Genomic DNA, 16,832 nt, shown 5'->3' on the forward strand with positions numbered 1-16,832 from the left:
CGGCTGCGTGTGGGGGGGGGGGGGGGGGCCCGCGGGGGGCCGGCCCCCCCCCCCCCCCCCGACAGCCCCAAGGTGGAGACGCGCGCCGGTGGCCCCGTTCTCTGCAAGAGCGGAACCGCAACGACGGTTCTCGAACGAAAGAGGATCAACCGCCGGTGACACAAACCCTTCCCACGCGACTGCCCGAACTCTCTCCCCTACGACAGAAGGTGGGCGCAGCTCTGACCGAATTCCTGGACACCAAGGAAAGTGCTGCGCCAGGAATCGAGCTGCTCCACCTGACCACTGCCCTGCGCGGACTCCTGACCGGCGGAAAACGACTGCGGTCCCTGCTGTGCCTGTACGGATGGCAAGCTGCCGGAGCAACAGGCGACATGACGGCTGCCGTTCGCGCTGCCGCCAGCCTCGAACTCTTCCAAGTGTTCGCCCTGGTACACGACGACGTGATGGATGACAGCGACATCCGCCGCGGCCGGCCGTCCGCCCACCGTGCACTGGCCACCGCGTATACCGACAGCGGCGGCCCGGGCAGCAGGGCCGAGGCGCACGGCCTGGGCGCGGCCGTCCTTCTCGGAGACCTGGCCCTGGTGTGGTCCGATGAACTCCTCCGCACAGCGGACCTCAGCCCGGAGCGGCTGGCACAGGTGCTGCCCCTGGTGGCCGAAATGCGGAGCGAGGTCATGTACGGCCAGCTCCTGGACCTGCAGACCACCGGCCGCCTTGCCGGCGACGTGGATACGGCACTGCACGTTATTCGATACAAGACGGCCAAATACACCATAGAACGGCCCCTGCACATAGGGGCGGCAGTGGCCGGAGCGACCCCACCCGTACTCGATGCTTGCACCGCCTTCGGCATACCACTAGGAGAAGCGTTTCAGCTGCGGGACGACCTGCTCGGGGTCTTCGGTGATCCCGCCAAGACAGGCAAACCAATCCTGGACGACCTGCGCGAGGGCAAGGCCACCGTCCTGATGGCGCTCGCGGTCCAGCGAGCCTCCACGGCCGAACTGAAAACACTGCGCGAGCTCGTCGGCCGAAGTGACCTCAACGAGGAACACGCCGCCGCGGTCCGCACGATCCTGAACTCCACCGGCGCCCGGCAGGCCGTGGAGGAAATGATCACCACACGACGGGCAGCGGCCCTCGCCGCCCTGGACAACGCTCCCTTCCCGGGAAGTGCCACAGCCTCCCTGCGCCGGCTCGCCCTGGACGCAACGGCCAGGCAGACATAAGGCATCGCCGCACACCGCCAGTCAGAACCCCGAGGAGGAAGTCGCCCCATGAGCATCAGCACGCCCATCGGCACGTCCTACGCCGAACGAGCCACCAGCCTGGTGGCGAGGGCCGACCAGGACAGATGGGGAAGCGTCCGCCCCTCCCTGTACGAGACGGCCCGCGTCCTCTCGGCAGCGCCGTGGCTGCCCGGAGAGCCACGGCGGATCGCGTACCTGCTGGAACAGCAGGCGCCCGACGGCAGTTGGGGGGAGGGACCGCTGCCCTACCGGCTCCTGCCGACACTCAGCGGGGTGGAGGCCGCACTGGCTGTCCTGCGAAGGGGCACCACGTCCGCAGAAGTCAACGGCCGGCTCACGACCGCGGTGAACAGGGGCCTCGACGTACTGCGATCACTGCCACCGGTATGCCCGTGGCCGGACACGGCTGCAGCAGAAATACTCGTACCCAGTCTGGTAGCCGAGATCAACGAAAAGCTGAGCTCCCTGACCACCGCCGGGAACACGCCGGATTTCGGTGGCCTCCGGCTGTCGGTTCCGGGCGGTTTCCACGCGTCGGCACCTGCTCGCGTGGCCAAGCGGTACGAGTCGGCGGGCAGTCTGCCCGTCAAGTTTCACCACACGTTCGAAGGCATGGACAGCTACATACCGCCGTCTCTCGTCCCTGACGTCGAAGGCCTGCTGGGCAGTTCGCCGGCCGCCACCGCGGCGCGGGCAACGCGGTCACCTGCTACTGCCGCTCAGGCCGTCACCGACCTCACAGCAGTGGCGCAGCGCTACGGCGGTCTCTTCCCCGAGGCCGCGCCCCTCCGCGTGGTCGAACGACTATGGGTCGCCGCCGCGCTGGCGCGCGCCCACCTGCCCGCCGCCGCTCTTCCCACTGTCCGCAGGTGGGCCGAGGAGATCTACGATCCTCAAGGCGTGCGCGGTGCGCCCGGCCTCATGACCGATGCCGACGACACCGCTATGGCGGTGCTGGTTTCCTCGCTCGTCGGCCTGCCGTACGACCCGGCACCGCTGGACCTGTTCCACAACGGCAGCCACTACGACTGCTACATAGGCGAGGACACCGGATCGGTCACCGCGAACGCCCACGCCCTCCAGGCCCTGGTGAGCTATCTGCGGCGCTGCCCGACGGCAGAGCACATATACGGGCCCCGGGCGGCGAAGCTGTGCGACTGGCTGACCGGCCAGCAGCAACCCGAAGGACATTGGACCGACAAGTGGCATGCCTCCCCCTACTACGCCACCGCGCGAAGTGTCACCGCGCTCGCACAGTACGGCGGCCACCATGCGTCCAGCGCCGTCCGGAGCGCCGCCGCGTGGACAACTGACACTCAGCGCGCCGACGGCTCCTGGGGCGTGTGGGGCAGCACCGTCGAAGAAACCGCATACGCCGTCAAAATCCTGCTGAGCGCCGCCACCCCCACACCGCAGCCGCAGCACACCCGGGCCCTGGACCTCGCCGAAACATACCTGCGCGACGCCTCGCACCCCAGCCACCAGCACCCCGCCCTGTGGCACGACAAGACCCTGTATGCGCCCACCGCAGTGATCGAAGCGGAGGTGCTCGCTGCGCGGGAGTTGCTGCGGTCACGTCGCTCAGCCGCATGTACAGAAGCAGACATGGAAAGGACGGACGCGTGACTCCCGACATAGATGTGACTGCCCACATGGACGTTCCGCCGACCGCTCCGGGGCGGCTGCCGCTCATCGGACACGTTGTACCCCTGCTCAAAGACCGCCTGAAGTTCGTCGAACGCCTGCGCACATACGGGCCGATCGTCCGTATGTCGGTCGGCCCCAAGAAGGTGACCGTGGTCAACTCGCATGAGCTGATCCACGAGATGCTCACCAGCAAGTCCGGCTCCTTCTCCAAGGGGTTGCTGGGCGAGAAGCTCAAGCTTTTCGGTCAGTCGGCCCTGCCGGTCGCGGAAGGCGCGCCGCACCTGCGCCGGCGCCGTCTGCTCCAGCCCGCCTTCCACCGCGAGCAGGTCAGCGGGTACGTCAACACGATGCGGGAAACGGTGGAGCCGTCCATCACGCGCTGGCGTGAGGGGGAACTGCTCGACCTGAAGACCGAAATGGGGCTCATGGCCCAGGACGTGGCCATGTCAGTGCTGTGCTCCTTCCGCGCGGAACAAGAGCGGGCGCGCGCGATCCTCGACGCCGTCGACACGGTCTTCACGGCCGCCATCTGGCGCACCATGGTGCCCGTGTCCTCGCTGGAACGGCTGCCCACCCGAAGCAACCGGCAGCTCAAGGCCGCCCGCAGCCTGCTGCGCAGCGAGGTGGCGGACATCATCGCGGAGCGCCGGGCGGACCCCGACGCCCACGACGACCTCGTGACGCTGCTCCTGGAGGCCCAGGACGAAACAGGTGCGCCACTGCCCGACAACGAGATCCTGTCGGAGATCATCGGGCTGCTGGCCGCGGGCTCCGAGACGACGGGAGTCATGCTGGCCTGGCTGTTCCACGAGCTGGGCCGCGACCCCGAGCTGGAGCGCAGGCTGCACGAGGAGGTCGACTCCGTGGTCGGCGAGGGCCCGATCACCGCCGAGCACGTCCCCCGACTCGCCTTCACCCGCAGACTGGTCAGTGAGACCCTGCGCCTGCACCACGCCGGCTGGCTGGTGACCCGGCAGGCCACCGAGCCCGTGCGCCTCGGGCAGGTCAGCCTGCCGGCGGGGGAGCAGGTGCTATGGAGTCCCTACGCACTGCACCGGGACCCGGTCCTGTACCCCGACCCGCTCTGCTTCGACCCCGACCGCTGGCTGCCGGAGCGGCCCCAGCCACCGAGGGGAGCCTTCATCCCCTTCGGGTCAGGAAAACGCATGTGCATCGGCGACGCGTTCGCCTGGACGGAGGCAATCGTCATCACGGCGTTCATCGCGTCCCGCTGGCGGCTGCGGCCCGTTCCCGGCTCCGCCGTGGAGCCGATCGGGCTGCTCACCGTGCACCCGTCGGACCCCCGTATGGTCGCCGAAACCAGGCAGCGGGCCGTCGCGGGGACAGCCGTATGAGCCACACCCGCAGCTCGGACGCGCGTACCCTGCCGATGCCCGACCTCCGAGGCTCTTTCCCCGGCCCCTTCGCCACCAGCCCGTATGCCGACGCCATCGAGGAGCAGACCGCCCACTGGCTCCGGACCTTCCCCTTGATCGGTTCACCCGGCGAGGCGAAGGCCCTCTGCAACATCACGGCCCAGGGCGTGGCCCGTGTCCTGCCCACGGCGGACCGGGACGGCGTGTTCCTCTGCGCCGATCTCTTTCTGTGGCTCACCGCGTTCGACGACGTACACGGCGAGGCCGAAGGAGGCCGTGACACCGCCCGTCTGGTCCGCCGCATCAGTCACTGTGTCCATCTGCTGGCCGGCCACGACGAGCCGGCGGCCGATGACGACGCCTACATCGCCGCCCTGCGAGACCTCCTGCACCGGTTCCGTGAACGGGCCACGCCCACGCAGTACCTACGGCTCACCGCGCACCTGCGGGACAACCTCTTCGGCATCCTCTGGGAGGCCCATCACCTCGACAGGCCCGACCAGGTCACCCTGAGCGACTATTGCGCGATGCGCCCGCACACAGTCTTCGTCCGGACCGTTATGGCGACCGCGGAAGTCGCGCTCAGGTACGAACTCACCGAGGATCAGCGGGCCTCGGCAGCAGTGCGGGAACTGGAGAAGGCCGTTGCCGACCTTGCCGGGTGGATCAACGACCTCGCCTCGTACGCGAAGGAGACAGATCGCGGTTGCCCGACTCCTCTGAGCCTGCCAACACTGCTGATCCGACACCGCGAGTGCGACCTCGACGAGGCGTTCCGCCTGGCCTCCCGCATGTGTGAAGACCAAGCCTCCACCGCACGCCTTCGAATCACCGAACTCACCGTCAACAGCAAGAACGCACTCGCGGATCACGCTCGCGCCATCGAAGCCGTCGCAGCCTCCTACGTGTGGCACATAGGGCACGCCCGCTACGAGCGTTAGCCAAGCACCCAACGCTCCGAAAGCCCCGAGGGTTTGCGACGGCGATATGGGACAGCAGGTGCATGCCGCCGGCGTTGTCGGACACGCTGGCGACGGTCACCCGGACGACATCCGGTTGCGGGGAATGACTGTCCGGCCACGCTCTTCCGGGCGTGGCCGGGGCACGATGCCGGCTGCCCGCAACTCGGTAAGGAGTGCGTCGGCGACCAGTCATCCGGAGATGGGTGCAACTCCTCTGCAGGGACAAGCTGAGCTGGGCTCATCCGGATCGGGCTGTTGCGTTGCGGGCCGCCTTCCACCGTCAGGGGTGGAGACGGTCGCGATGGACTCGTTGTGGGAGGAGCCGTCCGGTCGGGAGGCTCCGGCCCCGGAGCGCGTGGAACGCACCCGGGAGCAGAACGCGGAGCTGAACCGGCGACTGGTCGCTCAGGAGGAGGCGCTGTCCCGGCTCGTGGTCACCGGGGAGGCGGTTGAGGAGATCCTGGGCGACGCGGCGCCACGCGATGCGCGCGACGGCGGGATGCGACCGTGCGCGGCGAAACAGGTGGCCGGATCGATCAGGAATCGAGAAGCGCAGGTCACGGAGTCACACCTAGCATGACCGCCATGGACATCACCATTCACACGAGCTTTCTCCCGCATGACGACCCGGATGCGTCCCTGGCCTTCTACCGCGACGCCCTCGGATTCGTAGTCCGCAGCGACGTCGGACAGGGCAAGATGCGCTGGATCACCGTCGGACCCACCGGCCAGCCCGGCACGTCCATCCTCCTGGCGCCGCCGGCCGCCGACCCCGGGGTCACCGAGGACGAGCGCCGCACCATCGCCGAGATGATGGCCAAGGGCACCTACGGCTGGATCCTGCTGGCCACCCGGGATCTCGACGGCACTTTCGAGAAGCTGCAGGCCGACGACGCCGAGGTCGTCCAGGAGCCGACCGAGCAGCCGTACGGCATCCGCGACTGCGCCTTCCGCGATCCCGCGGGCAACCTGGTCCGCATCCAGGAGGTTCGCTGAGCCGTCCGGTCATCGATTCGGCCATGACGGCCGACGTCGCGACCCCTGCGAAGAATGCGGCGGCCTGGACTCGCGTGCCGCTGTCCTGAACCACCCACTCGACGGCCGCACCGTCGCAGAGGTGCTCTCGATGTCGGCCGCCGAGGCCGAGGCGCGCACGCCGGCCGCCCACAGGGGCGGCGTCTACATCCTCGCCAGGCCGGCCACCGGCCTCCATCCCACCGACGCCGAGCAGTTGCTCGGCCTGCTCGACCGGCTCGTCGACCCCGGCAAGCCGGTCGTCGTCCTCGAGTACCTCGCCGCCTGCCTCGGCATGCAACCCAGGTGCTCGCGGACACCGATGAAAGGGAGTTCTCTCATGTGTCACCCCTCGTGGGGGCGCGCGCGCACCGCGGCGCAGCGCCTGAGTGACCTCGCGCTACTGCGCCGCGTCCGCGACCGGATCGACCGGGAGTACACGCAGCCGCTGAACGTCGAGGCGCTCGCCCGCGGCGTGAACATGTCGGCCGGGCACCTCAGCCGCCAGTTCCGGCTGGCCTACGGCGAGTCGCCGTACGCGTACCTGATGACGCGTCGCATCGAGCGCGCGACGGCGCTGCTGCGTCGCGGCGACCTCAACGTCACCGAGGTCTGCTTCGCGGTCGGCTGCTCATCGCTGGGCACCTTCAGCACTCGCTTCACCGAGCTGGTCGGCATGCCGCCGAGCGCCTACCGGCGCCGCGCAACGGGCGCTGCGGCGGGGATGCCGCCGTGTGTGGCAAAACAGGTGACAAGACCGGTCAGGAATCAAGAAGCACCGGTCGCCGAACCGCAACTAGCGTGATGACCATGGCATCCATCGAATCCGTCACCCTCGACGTGGCCGACCCCACGGCCGCCGACCGCTTCTACAGCGCCGCCTTCGGTTTGGACACGCAGATACACCTGCGGGCCTCGGAGGCGCCCACAACCGGCTTCCGTGGGTTCACGCTGGCACTCACGGTGTCCCAGCCGGCCACCGTCAACAGCCTCATCGACGCCGCCCTCGACGCCGGTGCCACGCCGCTGAAGCCTGCCTCGAAGTCGCTCTGGGGCTACGGCGGTGTCGTACAAGCCCCGGACGGGACGATCTGGAAGGTCGCGACCTCGGCGAAGAAGGACACCGGCCCGGCCACCCGGCAGATCGACGAGATCGTGCTCCTGCTGGGAGTCGCGGACGTGACCGCGAGCAAGCGGTTCTATGTCGACCGAGGCCTTGCCGTGGCGAAGAGCTTCAGCCGCATGTACGTCGAGTTCGCTGCTGGGCCGAGTCCCGTCAAGCTGGCGCTGTACAGGCGCCGTGCCCTTGCCAAGGACGTCGGCGTCGCTCCCGACGGCACCGGATCGCACCGGCTCATGATCGGCGGCGATGCCGGGCCGTTCACCGACCCGGACGGGTTCGCATGGGAGGCCGCATCGCCGGCACCCGCGCCCTGAGTGTCACTGCCCCTGCCACGCGAAGCCCGCGGTCTCGGTGAACCGACAATGACCGATGCAGCCCCGAGCGGCTGGTAGCGGGAGAAGCGCTGCTCAGCGAGGGCTGGGGTGATGAACACCGCAAGGACCACCACTGTCTGCGGTGTACCTGGCCACGCTGCGTCAGAAGCTGGAAACCGACCCCGCCCGTCCTCAGCATTTGATCACCGAACCGGGTCTCGGCTACCGCTTCCGGCGGTGAGGGAGCATCGTGGGAGTCAGACCTCAGGAGGCGCTCATGTCCGGTTTCCCGCAGCGGGACAGAGTGGCTGTGGCCGCGGCCCTGGTCTGCCCGCCCGCCGTCGCCGGAATCCTCGTGCCCTTCCGTACGGACCTCACGAGCACGAACACGGCGCTGATCCTCGTCGTGGTCGTCGTGGCGGTCGCCGCAATCGGAAACCGGGTGGCAGGCGCACTCGCCGCGCTCTCGGCCGCCGTCTGGTTCGACTTCTTCCTCACCAAGCCGTACCAGCGCTTCACCATCGACGACCGCAACGACATCCAGACGGCCGCGCTGCTCCTGGTGGTCGGTCTGATCGTCTCGCAGCTGGCGGCGCGGGCCCGACGGCTCCAGGTGGTCGCCATCACCGACGCGGGCCACCTGGCCACCATCCATGACACTGCGCAGCTGGCGCAGTCGACGACTTCCCCCGACGCGGTGGTCGACCATGTCCGGGGCGAGCTGACCCGGCTGCTCGGGCTGAAGGGCTGCCGGTTCGAGTACGGAACTCTGCTGGGGCACCCGCCGCGGCTGGAACAGGACGGCAACGTGGTCGTCGGGCGGCGAACGTGGGACATGGAGCGGCGGGGCTGGCCGGAGGAGGAGACAGAGCTGCGCGCGACCGGCAACGGCCACTACTACGGCAGGTTCATGCTCGTGCCGACGCCCGGTGCGGAGCCTGCCTCGTTGCAGGCGAGACTGGTGGCGGTGACCCTGGCCGACCAGGCGGGGGCGGCCATGGCGACGACCGGCACGAGGGAACGCGGCTGACGGGGCGCGGCGGCGGGTGATGCGATGATGCCGCGCACCGGACCGGCCGCGGCGAGTTCTGCTTCGCGGCCTCCTGCGAAATCTGGACGGCATCGCGGAGGCTCTGCCATTCAGGGTGCCTCGGTCGGCGGCCTCGCTGACACTGCAAGGCCTTCGAGGCCGGCAGGCCGGTTCTCACCTGACTGCGGCCGTCCGAGGCTGGACGCCAGTTGTCCCGGCCCCATACACAACCACCTACTGCACGGTCGACGACATACCGCTGTGGAAGGCGGTGTACCTGCCCCTTCTGGACATCTTCACCATGGGTGATCCGGCCACCGACGAATCCCGGGCGCGCAAGGTCCTTCAGCTGATCGCGGGCTTCACCGGCCTCGCGATACTGCCCCTTGTCGTTGCCGCCACGATCAACGCCACCGGCGCCTTCCGCACCGCCTCGATCAGCCACCCGCCCACCGACGACCTCAGTGACCACATCGTGCTCGTCGGGCTCGGCAAGGTCGGCACCCGTGTCCTGATCCGACTGCGCTCCACCCAGCACCGGATCGTCGTCGTCGAACGCAACCCGCGCGCCCGCGGCGTCGCGGTGGCCCGGGAACTCGGCGTGCCGCTGATCCTGGAGGACGCCACTGATCCCCGCGTCCTTGACCTGGCCCGGATCCGGCAGAGCGCCTCCTTGCTCGTCCTGACCAGCGCCGACAGCGCCAATCTGGACATCGTGATGGCTTCACGGGAGGTCAACCCGGGTGTTCGGGCGGTGATGCGTCTGTACGACGACGACTTCGCGGCCACCGTCTCGCTCACTCTGCGCGCTTCCTACCCGGACGCGCTCACCCGCAGCCGCAGTGTCTCGGCACTTGCCGCACCCGCCTTCGCGGCCGCGATGATGGGCCGCCACGTCCTGGGCGTGATGCCGGTCGAACGCGGAGTACTGCTTTTCACCGCGGTCGATGTGGCCGGTCACCCGGCACTAGAGGGCTTCTCCATCCACCAGGCCTTCGCCCGGAACGAATGGCGGGTCCTGGCCGTGGGAGCCGCCGGTTCGGCTCGGGTCAGCTGCTCGTCCTCGGACACCCTCGGCGGCCTGCATCTGCCGGACCGCCCCGGCTTCGACTGGCGCCCCTCGCACGGCCGCGTTCTGCGTGCCGGCGACCGGGTGGTACTGGCGACGACCCGGCGCGGACTGGACATTCTCATGCGAGGGGCGATGCCGGCTGCGGGCCACAGCTGACGCCTTCGAGGGGAACGACACGGGCGGTCAGCCGATCCCCGGCACCATGGAGATCACCAGGTCGATCAGTTTGATGCCGACGAAGGGAAGAACCAGCCCGCCCAGACCATAGAGCGCAAGGTTGCGGCGCAGCAGGTCGTGGGCCGAGGCCGGGGTGCAGCGCACGCCGCGCAGCGCGAGCGGTATGAGCGGTGGTGGACCTGGCAGCCCGCCGCACGCACCAAGCGGCGCGGCTGCGCGCCGAGTCGGAGATCTTGTCCTTCCTCGCGGGCAGTGTGCTGCGCGGCGAGACGACCCTGGACGCTCTGCTGGAGCGGGTACGGGAGACCTTCGCCATGGAGTCCGTCGTATTGCTGGAGCGGCAGAGCGAGGTCGAGCCATGGACCTGCGCGGGGAGCGTGGGGCCGGCGCCCGTCGCTCGTCCCGAGGACGCGGATGTGGACATGCCGGTCGGCGGCCACATGGCGCTGGCCCTCTCGGGGCGTGTGCTGGTGACGTCATGACGCCTTCCCCCTGCCGGGCATCGGGGGCACAGGGCCGGTCAACTCGCGGACGTCCAGCGGCAGCCGCCAGGCAATCCTGCGTCGCACGGTGCTGAGTTCCTTCTCCAGGGGCGAAGGCGGAACGGCCAGCACTGGGCAGGACGCGTGTGCAAGACAGTAGCGAGCCACGGACGGGCACAGCGCCCGGTGCAGCCATCGGCGCGATCCTGTGCCGACAGCCAGGAGGTCGTCGGCCCGGCCGGCGGTCTCCACCAGCGCCCGTCCCGGTGAACCACGCACGACCAGAGATTGCAACGGGACATCAGGACCGGCGCTGCCGAAAGCGGCGTCGAGTGCGGTGAGCAGTTGTTCTCCCGCCGATCTGTGGCACTCGGCCAGCTGCGGAGGGCAGGGGAGGCTGCGGTGACCGAGTTCGCCGCCCGGCGGCTCCCAGGCGAGCACGGCCCACAGCTCGGCTTCGATACGCCGGGCTTCGGCCGCGGCCCGGTGCAGCGGGGCCAGGCTCCCCTGCGGGCCGCTCACACCGACCACGACGCGTCGGGAGACGGTTTCGTCCATGGGCCACCACTTCTGTGTCGCGTTCCTGTCCCCCTCATCGAAGCGCCAACAGGGCCGTCATTCAGCGGCTGTTGGCGTTTCCCTGACGGAGGTGCCGGAGACCATGACGGCCCCCTGACGGATGCGGGCCGCCGAGCGTTGACGGCCTGCCGCCCCAGCGTGTCGCGGCGCCCGGCTTCGGTTCGCCGACGCGAGTGGCTTCGCGGCCGTACCCCGCACTCCCCCAGGCCCGGGAGACCAGTACGGCCTCCGGGAGCGTGCCCCCACCTCGCCAACGTTCGAGAGCCGCTCGCCCAGGCCCGCCGGGCCTTCCCAACTTGCGTGAATCCAGGCCGTTTCCGACCCCAGCGCGGCGAGCGCCCGGGCGTCCTCGGGTACGAGCGGACGTACCGTCACGCCATGCAGTGGCCGCCGCGCCGGTGGGGATGCGGGCGCGCGGCGGACGTACACCATCCGCTCTCCCGGCACGATCCTGTCGAAGGAGGCGCCCAGGACCGGCAGGAAGCGGGGCGGTGCCTCCACGTAACTGTCGGCGAACGGGGCCAGGGAGCCCAGGGCGAGGGCGTGCGGATCGCCGCGCAGGAGTACATGGTTCGCACAGGTCACAGCAACGACCTGTGGCTGGAGAGCGCTGTCCGCCCACCAACGGCCGGTTCCGGTGCCGAGGACGTGTTCGACCAGGGTGGCGGGTCCCGCCGTCCTGGCAGGAAACCACCGGGCGAGCGCGGAGAGGCTGTTCGGCTGGAGCTGGATCATGAGAGGCACCACCTGATTCGAGTGCGGGGCGGCCCCGATGGGGCCGCCCCGCGGCGGGTTCGGCGCCGGACGGCCTTACGACCCGGGCAGCACGTGCTCTCGGCGCATCCCGCAGGAGTCGTCGTCAGAATCGATCCGGGAACTTGTTGGCCGGCACCAGGTACCCCAGAAGGCTCACAGCGACGATCAGACCGATGATGTTCTCAGTGGTCACGGCTGCTCCCGGGGGACGGACGGCCGGTGCAGGACATATCAGCTTCTTCACGGTCGGCGGTCGTCGGGAGCGTCACGGGCATGGGTGCGCGCGGTTCAGAGACCGACGTCGCGGCCGTTGATGTCGGCGAGGGATTCTCGGCGGACCAGTAGCCGCGCACGGCCGTCGTGGACGGCGACCACCGGCGGGCGTCCGACCGCGTTGTAACTGGACGCCATGGAGAGGTGGTAGGCGCCCGCGACCGGGATGGCGACCAGGTCGCCCGGGCGGATGTCGCCCGGCATGGCCACATCGGCGGCGAGCACATCGCCCGCCTCGCAATGCCGGCCGACGACGGTCGCCGTGCAGGGCTCGGCCGTCGAGCGACGGCCGATGAGCCGGGGTGCGTAGCGGACGCCGTACAGCGCGGGCCGCGGGTTGTCGCTCATTCCGCCGTCCACGGCGACGAAGATCCGGTCGCCGTTCCTCTTGACGGCGAGCACCCGGTAGAGCGCCACACCTGCGGGGCCGACCAGCGCACGGCCGGGCTCGACGGTGAGACGGGGCACGGGGATACCGGCCGCGGCGCAGCTCGTAGCCAGTTCGCGGCGGATGCGGGCACCGAGGGACGGTATCTCGAGCGCGGTCTCCCCCGGCCGGTAGGCGACCGCGTGCCCGCCGCCCAGGTCCAGCTCCGGCAGGACGATTCCGTGCTGGTGGCGGATCTGGGCAAGCAGCCCGACCACCCGTCGCAGCGCGGTCAGGTAGGGCTTGACCGTGGTGATCTGCGAGCCGATGTGGCAGTGCAGTCCGACCAGTTCCAGTCGCGGCTGGTCGAGTATCCGGGCGATGGCGTGCTGAGCGCTCCCGTCGGTGATCGACAGTCCGAACTTCTGGTCGTCCGTGCCTGTGCGGATCGCGGCGTGGCTGCCCGCGCTCACGCCCGGAACCACGCGCACCAGCACCTTCTGTCGGCTGTCGGCCGGGACGAGTGCGGACAGCCGGGCGATCTCCCACGCGCTGTCGATGACGATCCGTCCGACGCCCAGGCGCAGTGCGGCGCTCAGGTCGTCCGGACTCTTGGCGTTGCCGTGCAGCACGATGCGCTCGGGCGGGAAGCCGGTGGTGACGGCGAGTTCCAGCTCACCCGCGGAGCAGACGTCCAGGCCGAGGCCCTCCTCCTGCACCCAGTGCAGGAGGGCGCGGCACAGGAATGCCTTCGCCGCGTAGACGACATCGGTGTCCGGGAAGGCCCGCAGATAGGTGCGGCAGCGTTCCCGCACCTCGCCCTCGTCGAGGAGATAGACCGGGGTACCGAACCGCTCGGCCACCTCGGCGAGGGAGACGCCTCCCACCGCGACATCGCCGCGGGAGCCGAGCCGCGCCGAAGCGGGCCAGACGGACAGACTTGCGGCATTGGTCTGCGGCACGGGGGCTGCGTGCGGCATGGTCGGTGCCGGCGCCGGAGCCGACGACAGTCCTGACAGTGTTGTGGTCATGGTGTTCCCTCAGCCGATCAAGAGGTTGATGCAGAAGACAACGACTGTGCGCCGGTCGCGCGGACAACATCGACCGCTCGCAGATCCCAGTCCGGCCGGTGCTCGCGCTGCGGCGCAGGGGCCGTACGGCGGGTGAACTTCACAGCGGGTGCGGCGCCGGCCCCGGGGGCAGCGAGTAGCGGGTCGACGACGAGGTCGACAACCCCCAAGGGCGCGACGAGGGCACGGACCGCCGGCTCGGAGAGCCGGATCCAGATCTGCCGCTGTCCCAGGGTGAGGGTCAGTCGTCGCTCGTTGGTGAAGGCGACGGCGGTGCGGACCCCAAGGGGCGTACGGAAGAGGCGGGCACAGTAGCCCACGGGCCCCGGCCGGACCGGAACGAACAACGCTCCGGTCCGGTTCGTTTGAAGGGGGTCGGGGTCCTCGGCACGCTGGTTGTCGTTCATGGCACTCCTCATGGAGACGGGTACATCGCCCCCGACCACTGGCAAGCCGGGGCATACCAGTGACGCTATGCCCGCTCCTACCGGGCCGGACGTCTCCGTTAGCGGCCCCTTGATCCCGCACACCCGACCCTTGACGCGCGATTGACGACGGCTACTCGTACGGCCGCATTCGGCGCTGTGCCGGACATCGTGGCCGGCCCCCCGCCGGCGCACAGGTCAGCCCGCAGCAGGCCGTCGCTGACGCCACTGCTGTCCGCCCTGAGCCGGGCCGGCCGTCCGGCAGCGACGAGATCGTGCTGCAGTCGACTTCTCGGCCGTGAACGACCGAGCTGGTCCGTTCGCTTGGTTTGCCCATCGGCGCCCACGTCGTCAAGGACCCATTAAAGCGGGCCGGAAATGAACACGGGAGCGTCCGTCCCCGTTACACCTGAGGTGGAGGTGGGCCTCATGCTTCGGTACCTCACCCGGGGCCAGGTGGAGGTCGGGGCAGCCCTCGTGCTGCCGCCGGCCGTGTGCGCGGTGCTGGCGCCCTTCCGGGCCGACATGTCCAACACCGACGCGGCCCTGGTACTCGTCGTCGCCGTGGTTGCCGTGGCCGCACTGGGCCATCGCCTCGCCGGTGCGCTCACGGCCCTGTCCGCAGCCGTGTGGTTCGACTTCTTCCTCACCCGCCCCTACGGACAGTTCGCCGTCATCAAGGCCGCCGACGTCATCACCGCCGTGCTGCTCCTCGTCGTCGGCATCGCCGTCTCCCAGCTCGCGGCCCGGGCCCGGGAACTGAAGGCGATCGCCCTCACCGACGACGACTACCTGGCACAGATCCACCACACCGCCCGGCTGGCGGAGACCGCCACCAGCCCGCACACCGTGATCGACCATGTGTGTCGGCAGCTCGTGGGACTGCTCAGGCTGAGTGGCTGCCGCTTCGAATACGGCACCCTCATCGGACGCCCGCCCCGTCTGGAGGAGGACGGCACCATTGCCTGGGACCACCGGCGCTGGGACGCCGACCGCGACGGCCTGCCCCGCGAGGAGCTGGAGCTGCGGGTCTTCCACAACGGACGCTTCCACGGCCGGTTCATGCTCCAGCCCGCGCCCGGGGCGGCACCCCCACTCGCCGCGCGTCTGGTCGCGGTGACCCTGGCCCACCAGGTCGGGGCGGAACTCGACACGGACGGCCACGCCCACGCCTGACGGCACGGCCCCGCCGGCCGAGCCGATGTCCCGGCTGCCGATCAGCCCGCGCTGCTGGCGCCCGGCCACAACTCGTAGGACGCCAACCGCAAGAGGCGATGAGAGAAGCGCTCCAGATCTGTCACCGACCCGCAATTGTGACAACGAGCAGCGTCGCCGAGAGCAGCACGACGAGGGCGCCCCCGGCGATGAATGCGCGTTCAGGTCCCAAGCGTTCCCGTCCGTGGACGACGACGTTTCGCGGGTCGGCCGGATCGTAGGAGACAAGTACGTTGTCACCGTCATTGAACGGGTGTCGCCGGGTGGGTGGAACGGGACTGACGACTTCCATCACCCTTTCGTCCTCCGTCACGAACTGGAGGAGCGGGTGCGGTGGGGCCGGCTCCTCACGGACCTCTCCCGGGCGTCGCTTGACCATCGCCTGGACACGCACGCCGGTCTCTCTCACTTGCCGTGCCTGGCGCAAGCCATAGGCCCCGACAAGGACGGCGAGCATGCCACCGAACGCGGCGATCCCCGTAAGTACGGCCACGGCCCCCACGTCCACGTCACGCCCCCACGCCGGTGTATGTCCTCGCCTCGGCCGCCCTCGCATCGGCACCCCCACATTCTGGTCAGATCAGCCTGGCCAGATCGTGGTTGAGTTCGACGACATTGACGCGTTCCTGACCCAGAAATCCGAGGACACGTCCCTGGACATGGTGGGCGACCAGCCTCTTGACCTCGGCGGGGGCGAGGTGGCGGGCCTTCGCGACGCGGTCGACCTGTTCGTAGGCGTACGCCGGGGAGATCGCCGGGTCGAGCCCGGAGCCGCTCGCGGTGACGGCGTCCGCGGGAACGGACGCGGGCGGGACCCCGTCGAATGCGGCGACGGCGGCACGGCGGTCCCTGACGGACTTGATCAGGTCGGTGTTGTTCGGGCCCAGGTTGGAGGCGCCGGAGATCGTGGGGTCGTAGCCGCCTGCGGACGGGCGGGGCTGGAACCACTTGGGGTCGGGGCGCAGCGGCTCCTTCGCGTCCTGGGGATTCTTCTTCGGCAGGGCGAAGTTCTGGCCGATCAGGCTGGAGGCCACAGGCGTGCCGTTCGTCGTCAGCAGGGAGCCGTTGGCCTGGTGGGAGAGAGATGCCTGGGCGATGCCGGTGACGAGCAGTGGATAGGCGATGCCGGTGATCACCGTGAACGCCAGCAGCATCCGCAAGGCGGTCAGATGGTGCTGGAGTACGGGGGGAAGGTGGGTGCGCACCGTGGGATCGCCTTCTTCTCTCGTCGAGCCGTCTGTCAGCGCAGGCCGGGGATGAACTGAATGAAGAGGTCGAGCAGCTTGATGCCCGCAAAGGGCAGTACCAGCCCGCCGAGCCCGTACATCCAGATGTTGCGGCTGAGCAGTGTCGCGGCGGAGGACGGCCGGTAGCGCACGCCTCGCAGTGCGAGCGGGATCAGCGCGATGATGATCAGCGCGTTGAAGACGATCGCCGAGGCGATCGCCGAGGTCGGGCTGTGCAGGCGCATGATGTTGAGCTTGTCCAGGCCCGGGTAGACCATGGCGAACATCGCCGGAATGATCGCGAAGTACTTCGCCACGTCGTTGGCGATCGAGAACGTCGTCAGCGCGCCGCGGGTCATCAGCAGCTGCTTGCCGATCTCGACGATCTCGATCAGCTTGGTCGGGTTGGAGTCCAGGTCCACCATGTTCCCGGCCTCCTTGGCGGCCGAGGTACCGGTGTTCATGGCC

General features: G+C 69.5%; 20 protein-coding genes and 2 pseudogenes. 13 read left to right on the top strand and 9 right to left on the bottom strand.

Translation table 11 applies throughout. From position 1 onward, the window contains the following. Positions 1 to 155: 155 nt before the first annotated feature. From ACFVYE_RS15850 to ACFVYE_RS15900, 11 genes are all read left to right on the top strand, one after another. Positions 156 to 1,235, top strand: coding sequence for a polyprenyl synthetase family protein (locus tag ACFVYE_RS15850; protein ID WP_383976456.1), 1,080 nt, complete (start codon positions 156 to 158; stop codon positions 1,233 to 1,235). 48 nt (positions 1,236 to 1,283) lie between these two features. After that, the gene (locus ACFVYE_RS15855) at positions 1,284 to 2,882 is read left to right on the top strand and encodes a prenyltransferase/squalene oxidase repeat-containing protein (protein ID WP_383976454.1); all 1,599 of its coding nucleotides are present in this window, start codon (positions 1,284 to 1,286) and stop codon (positions 2,880 to 2,882) included. Then, on the top strand, positions 2,879 to 4,258 hold the full coding sequence (locus ACFVYE_RS15860) for a cytochrome P450 (protein WP_383976452.1): 1,380 nt from the start codon (positions 2,879 to 2,881) through the stop codon (positions 4,256 to 4,258). Before ACFVYE_RS15855 ends, ACFVYE_RS15860 begins: the two co-directional genes overlap by 4 nt. After that, a complete protein-coding gene (locus tag ACFVYE_RS15865) occupies positions 4,255 to 5,220 on the top strand; it encodes a terpene synthase family protein (RefSeq protein ID WP_383976450.1) in 966 nt (321 codons plus the stop codon). Before ACFVYE_RS15860 ends, ACFVYE_RS15865 begins: the two co-directional genes overlap by 4 nt. Before the next feature lie 322 nt (positions 5,221 to 5,542). Next, positions 5,543 to 5,821 (top strand): hypothetical protein, encoded by a 279-nt coding sequence (locus ACFVYE_RS15870; protein ID WP_389605911.1) that lies wholly within the window; start codon positions 5,543 to 5,545, stop codon positions 5,819 to 5,821. A gap of 5 nt (positions 5,822 to 5,826) precedes the next feature. Continuing rightward, positions 5,827 to 6,237, top strand: coding sequence for a VOC family protein (locus tag ACFVYE_RS15875; protein ID WP_389605913.1), 411 nt, complete (start codon positions 5,827 to 5,829; stop codon positions 6,235 to 6,237). Between the two features lie 358 nt (positions 6,238 to 6,595). Next, complete coding sequence (locus ACFVYE_RS15880; RefSeq protein WP_383976458.1) at positions 6,596 to 7,060, top strand: helix-turn-helix transcriptional regulator; 465 nt, start codon at positions 6,596 to 6,598, stop codon at positions 7,058 to 7,060. A gap of 5 nt (positions 7,061 to 7,065) precedes the next feature. After that, positions 7,066 to 7,692 (top strand): glyoxalase, encoded by a 627-nt coding sequence (locus tag ACFVYE_RS15885; RefSeq protein ID WP_383976444.1) that lies wholly within the window; start codon positions 7,066 to 7,068, stop codon positions 7,690 to 7,692. Between the two features lie 142 nt (positions 7,693 to 7,834). Further along, complete coding sequence (locus ACFVYE_RS15890) at positions 7,835 to 7,933, top strand: winged helix-turn-helix domain-containing protein (RefSeq protein WP_383976442.1); 99 nt, start codon at positions 7,835 to 7,837, stop codon at positions 7,931 to 7,933. Between the two features lie 9 nt (positions 7,934 to 7,942). Then, positions 7,943 to 8,722: a DUF4118 domain-containing protein gene (locus ACFVYE_RS15895; protein ID WP_389605916.1), complete on the top strand. Its 780-nt coding sequence runs from the start codon at positions 7,943 to 7,945 to the stop codon at positions 8,720 to 8,722. A 271-nt stretch (positions 8,723 to 8,993) separates the two neighbouring features. After that, positions 8,994 to 9,950: an NAD-binding protein gene (locus ACFVYE_RS15900; RefSeq protein ID WP_389605918.1), complete on the top strand. Its 957-nt coding sequence runs from the start codon at positions 8,994 to 8,996 to the stop codon at positions 9,948 to 9,950. 27 nt (positions 9,951 to 9,977) lie between these two features. Here ACFVYE_RS15900 and ACFVYE_RS15905 read toward each other — a convergent pair whose 3' ends face one another. Further along, positions 9,978 to 10,115, bottom strand: a complete 138-nt coding sequence (locus ACFVYE_RS15905; RefSeq protein WP_383976460.1) for a hypothetical protein — start codon at positions 10,113 to 10,115, stop codon at positions 9,978 to 9,980. Between the two features lie 23 nt (positions 10,116 to 10,138). Here ACFVYE_RS15905 and ACFVYE_RS15910 point away from each other — a divergent pair. After that, positions 10,139 to 10,441 (top strand): annotated as a pseudogene (locus tag ACFVYE_RS15910) (histidine kinase); the annotation flags it as partial. Between the two features lie 6 nt (positions 10,442 to 10,447). Here the strand turns inward: ACFVYE_RS15910 and ACFVYE_RS15915 are convergent. The 5 genes from ACFVYE_RS15915 to ACFVYE_RS15935 all read right to left on the bottom strand — a co-directional run bounded on the left by ACFVYE_RS15915 (position 10,448) and on the right by ACFVYE_RS15935 (position 13,905). Further along, a complete protein-coding gene (locus tag ACFVYE_RS15915) occupies positions 10,448 to 11,011 on the bottom strand; it encodes a universal stress protein (protein WP_383976436.1) in 564 nt (187 codons plus the stop codon). Positions 11,012 to 11,068: 57 nt separating this feature from the next. Continuing rightward, positions 11,069 to 11,767, bottom strand: a complete 699-nt coding sequence (locus ACFVYE_RS15920; RefSeq protein WP_389605920.1) for a hypothetical protein — start codon at positions 11,765 to 11,767, stop codon at positions 11,069 to 11,071. A 124-nt stretch (positions 11,768 to 11,891) separates the two neighbouring features. Next, on the bottom strand, positions 11,892 to 11,981 hold the full coding sequence (locus ACFVYE_RS15925) for a K(+)-transporting ATPase subunit F (RefSeq protein WP_389605922.1): 90 nt from the start codon (positions 11,979 to 11,981) through the stop codon (positions 11,892 to 11,894). 95 nt (positions 11,982 to 12,076) lie between these two features. After that, complete coding sequence (gene lysA, locus ACFVYE_RS15930) at positions 12,077 to 13,408, bottom strand: diaminopimelate decarboxylase (RefSeq protein ID WP_383968929.1); 1,332 nt, start codon at positions 13,406 to 13,408, stop codon at positions 12,077 to 12,079. A gap of 68 nt (positions 13,409 to 13,476) precedes the next feature. Beyond that, a complete protein-coding gene (locus tag ACFVYE_RS15935) occupies positions 13,477 to 13,905 on the bottom strand; it encodes an SAV_915 family protein (protein WP_383968921.1) in 429 nt (142 codons plus the stop codon). Positions 13,906 to 14,352: 447 nt separating this feature from the next. Here ACFVYE_RS15935 and ACFVYE_RS15940 point away from each other — a divergent pair, with 447 nt between their 5' ends. Continuing rightward, entirely contained in the window at positions 14,353 to 15,099 is a 747-nt protein-coding gene (locus tag ACFVYE_RS15940; protein WP_383968918.1) for a DUF4118 domain-containing protein, read from the top strand. 121 nt (positions 15,100 to 15,220) lie between these two features. On the opposite strand, the gene ACFVYE_RS15945 is transcribed toward ACFVYE_RS15940, so the two are convergent. The 3 genes and pseudogenes from ACFVYE_RS15945 to ACFVYE_RS15955 form a co-directional block, all read right to left on the bottom strand. Then, positions 15,221 to 15,646 (bottom strand): DUF3592 domain-containing protein, encoded by a 426-nt coding sequence (locus tag ACFVYE_RS15945; RefSeq protein ID WP_383968915.1) that lies wholly within the window; start codon positions 15,644 to 15,646, stop codon positions 15,221 to 15,223. A gap of 67 nt (positions 15,647 to 15,713) precedes the next feature. Continuing rightward, a complete protein-coding gene (gene kdpC, locus ACFVYE_RS15950) occupies positions 15,714 to 16,343 on the bottom strand; it encodes a potassium-transporting ATPase subunit KdpC (protein WP_383968912.1) in 630 nt (209 codons plus the stop codon). A 35-nt stretch (positions 16,344 to 16,378) separates the two neighbouring features. After that, positions 16,379 to 16,832 (bottom strand): annotated as a pseudogene (locus tag ACFVYE_RS15955) (potassium-transporting ATPase subunit B); the annotation flags it as partial.

Origin of the sequence: Streptomyces sp. NPDC058239 (assembly GCF_042882185.1) — a bacterium.
Lineage (GTDB): Bacteria > Actinomycetota > Actinomycetes > Streptomycetales > Streptomycetaceae > Streptomyces.

Coding starts and splice junctions, on each gene's coding strand:
- ACFVYE_RS15855 (WP_383976454.1), top strand. CDS start 1,284: ATGAGCATCAGCACGCCCATCGGCACGTCCTACGCCGAACGAGCCACC.
- ACFVYE_RS15865 (WP_383976450.1), top strand. CDS start 4,255: ATGAGCCACACCCGCAGCTCGGACGCGCGTACCCTGCCGATGCCCGAC.
- ACFVYE_RS15870 (WP_389605911.1), top strand. CDS start 5,543: ATGGACTCGTTGTGGGAGGAGCCGTCCGGTCGGGAGGCTCCGGCCCCG.
- ACFVYE_RS15875 (WP_389605913.1), top strand. CDS start 5,827: ATGGACATCACCATTCACACGAGCTTTCTCCCGCATGACGACCCGGAT.
- ACFVYE_RS15880 (WP_383976458.1), top strand. CDS start 6,596: ATGTGTCACCCCTCGTGGGGGCGCGCGCGCACCGCGGCGCAGCGCCTG.
- ACFVYE_RS15885 (WP_383976444.1), top strand. CDS start 7,066: ATGGCATCCATCGAATCCGTCACCCTCGACGTGGCCGACCCCACGGCC.
- ACFVYE_RS15915 (WP_383976436.1), bottom strand. CDS start 11,011: ATGGACGAAACCGTCTCCCGACGCGTCGTGGTCGGTGTGAGCGGCCCG.
- ACFVYE_RS15920 (WP_389605920.1), bottom strand. CDS start 11,767: ATGATCCAGCTCCAGCCGAACAGCCTCTCCGCGCTCGCCCGGTGGTTT.
- lysA (WP_383968929.1), bottom strand. CDS start 13,408: ATGCCGCACGCAGCCCCCGTGCCGCAGACCAATGCCGCAAGTCTGTCC.
- ACFVYE_RS15935 (WP_383968921.1), bottom strand. CDS start 13,905: ATGAACGACAACCAGCGTGCCGAGGACCCCGACCCCCTTCAAACGAAC.
- ACFVYE_RS15940 (WP_383968918.1), top strand. CDS start 14,353: ATGCTTCGGTACCTCACCCGGGGCCAGGTGGAGGTCGGGGCAGCCCTC.